The following is a 2,955-nucleotide window of genomic DNA, read 5'->3' as shown; positions in this document are numbered from 1 at the left end:
CACTCATTACTTTTTAGAGTGGACTCATTATTTCAGTATTCGTTATTCCTTGTTCTGTATTCGATATTATTTCCATCTGTTTATATTTTTGTAGTTGATACATTATTTTCAATTTTTTTCATTGTCTGTAAAAAACTCTGAAAATCTTAATGCCTGTCTGCCGACATAGGAAGGCGAATGTATTTATAGATCCCCCCTAAATGTTTAAATTTTTAATCCAAACTCCTCAATCAAACTATTCCAACTATTGTTATTATTCATCCAAAATGTTTTTAATCCCAATTTTTTTGCATTCTCAAGATTACTAAAAGTATCGTCAATAAAAAGACTTTTTTTTGCTTCAATTTTACTGTCATTTATTAAATATTGGAATATTTCCTTATCAGGTTTTCTCATTTTTAACTTGTAGGAATAATATTCTTTTGTAAAGCAATTGTAAAATTCTTTAGTATTTTTATCCTCTATAATTTCTTTTGAGAATTTATCAAAGTGAATTTCATTTGTATTACTTAACAAAAATAGCGAATAATTTTTTTTAAGTTTCAATAGATTCTTATAACTCTTTTTATTGACACCTATTAAAATGGCATTAAATGCTTTTAAAATTTCACTATCTGTTAGATTATTATCTGACCTAAAATATTCAATAATTTCCTTGTTGTTCATAAGTCCTTTTTCAATAAGATCAAATATTTTATCTTGTCCATCTTGCCAAGGCTTATTTACAATTCCGATTTTTTTAAAAGCATCAATTGATAGTTGAACATCAATATCGTATAATACACCACCAAAGTCAAAAATAATATTTTCAATTTCCGTCATAAATTAATAAATTGTTTATTAAAAGATTCTTACCTTTGCAGTCGCAATTTTTTGCAGGGCCCGTAGCTCAGTTGGTTAGAGCAGTAGACTCATAATCTATTGGTCGTAGGTTCAAGTCCTACCGGGCCCACTTTTTTTACAAGCCTTTATTTCACTCTCCATTTTTCAACTCTTTTAATTTCTTATTGAAAAAAAAAGCAACTTCTTTTGTTGAAGTTGCCTTTTAAATTTGTTATTATTAGTTTAAGGGGGTGGGTATAAATGCATTTCTTTTAAGAAACAAAGATAATGAATAAGATGCAAGGCACAAATTTTTCTGAATAGCATTCCGCGTGTCGCTGAAGCTTTAGCGGAGGCACAAGCTATTGAGAAAAATTTTAACGCAGTCAGATTGTTGATTATCTTTGTTCCCAAAGGGTTTTCAGAGGTTTTCATATACTTCTTCAAAAATTTTTACATTAGCTCGATAGTGCTTCAAAATTTTTCATTGTCTATAAAAAACTCTGAAAATCTTAATGCGAATGTATTTATAACCCCCCCCCTTAATTTTTAATTTGATCCAATAATCCACCAATCACTACCATCACTAATTATTCGTACAACTTCTTTATTTGTTGAAATGGTATATGTTGACCCACTAGCTTCAATGTCATCAGTACCAGCATTTAATTCAACAATACCATTATTTATTATTTTGATAGAGTAAACTCGTCCTTTACAACTATTGGCGGCAGGTAATGTTAAGATTATGGCATTTGCTAAGCCTGAAGCATTATTTGCGAGAATTACATTGTAGGAATTATCTAATGTAGTATTAGCAGAAGCTGTTTGGATTTTCCATCCCATACTGGCATTTATTTCAAAATCTGATTTTGGTGTTGATGTTCCAATTCCAACTTTGCCATCATTATCAATTATCATAGCTTCTGTACCTGCTACATCAAACTTGATTTTATCTTCATCAGCAGCTTCTTCAACTTGTATTTTAGTGTCATTATCAGCATCTGTTATTTCGTCATTTGTTGATGGAGCCCATTCAGTATTTGCATTGTCCCATTTCAATACTTCTCCATCATTTGGTGCTGTATTATCAACATCGTTACCTTGTAATTTATTAGCATTCCACATTGAAGTAGAAGCATTTGCATTTAATAACCCACCACTTAATGATAATCCTGTTCCAGGATTTATTTCCAGCTCTCCTCCTCCTGTGAATGTTAATCCGCTGTTTGCAGAATAATCAACACTGGTAACTGTTCCTGTAATATCAATACCATCTCCTCCTGTTAATACGGCAGTAAGATCATCAGAAGCTATCCATTCAGAATTTGCATTATCCCATTTTAAAATTTGTCCGTCAGTAGGATTTAATGGATTGTCAATATCCCTACCTTGTAATTTATTTGAATTCCACATTGCAGTAGAAGCAGTTGCATTAAGTAAACCACCTGATAATGTAAGTCCTGTTCCAGCATTTACTTCTAATTGTCCTCCACTAAATGTAAGACCGCTGTTTGCTGTTGGGTCAACTTTAATAGTTGTACCGGTAATATCAATACCATCTCCTGCTGTATATGTAGTGTTGTTATCTGTTGTTGCTATCCATTCAGAGTTTGCATTATCCCATTTTAAAATTTGTCCATCAGTAGGATTTAATGGATTGTCAATATCCCTACCTTGTAATTTATTTGAATTCCACATTGCAGTAGAAGCAGTTGCATTAAGTAAACCACCTGATAATGTAAGTCCTACACCCGGATTAACTTCTAATTGTCCACCGCTAAAGGTAAGCCCGCTGTTTGCTGTTGGGTCAACTTTAATAGTTGTACCGGTAATATCAATACCATCTCCTGCTGTATATGTAGTGTTGTTATCTGTTGTTGCTATCCATTCAGAGTTTGCATTATCCCATTTTAAAATTTGTCCATCAGTAGGATTTAATGGATTGTCAATATCCCTACCTTGTAATTTATTTGAATTCCACATTGCAGTAGAAGCAGTTGCATTAAGTAAACCACCTGATAATGTAAGTCCTACACCCGGATTAACTTCTAATTGTCCACCGCTAAAGGTAAGCCCGCTATTAGCAGTTGGGTCAACTTTAATAGTTGTACCGGTAATATCAATACCATC

At 32.4% G+C, this 2,955-nt stretch carries 2 protein-coding genes and 1 tRNA gene; 1 reads left to right on the top strand and 2 read right to left on the bottom strand.

Features of this window, described 5'->3' with window-relative positions; all coding sequences use genetic code 11:
* Window positions 1-204: 204 nt before the first annotated feature.
* Complete coding sequence (locus U9R42_07540) at window positions 205-822, bottom strand: HAD-IA family hydrolase (GenBank protein ID MEA3495870.1); 618 nt, start codon at window positions 820-822, stop codon at window positions 205-207.
* 56 nt (window positions 823-878) lie between these two features.
* On the opposite strand from U9R42_07540, the gene U9R42_07535 reads away from it, so the two are divergent.
* Window positions 879-952, top strand: a tRNA-Ile gene (locus U9R42_07535).
* Between the two features lie 419 nt (window positions 953-1,371).
* Here the strand turns inward: U9R42_07535 and U9R42_07530 are convergent.
* Window positions 1,372-2,955: hypothetical protein (locus U9R42_07530; protein ID MEA3495869.1), on the bottom strand; the 1,584-nt coding region annotated here is incomplete at its 5' end.

It is taken from the genome of Bacteroidota bacterium, from assembly GCA_034723125.1.
GTDB lineage: Bacteria > Bacteroidota > Bacteroidia > CAILMK01 > JAAYUY01 > JAYEOP01.
The sequence above is the reverse complement of the archived record's forward strand: the minus strand, read 5'-3'. Positions and strand labels throughout refer to the sequence as shown.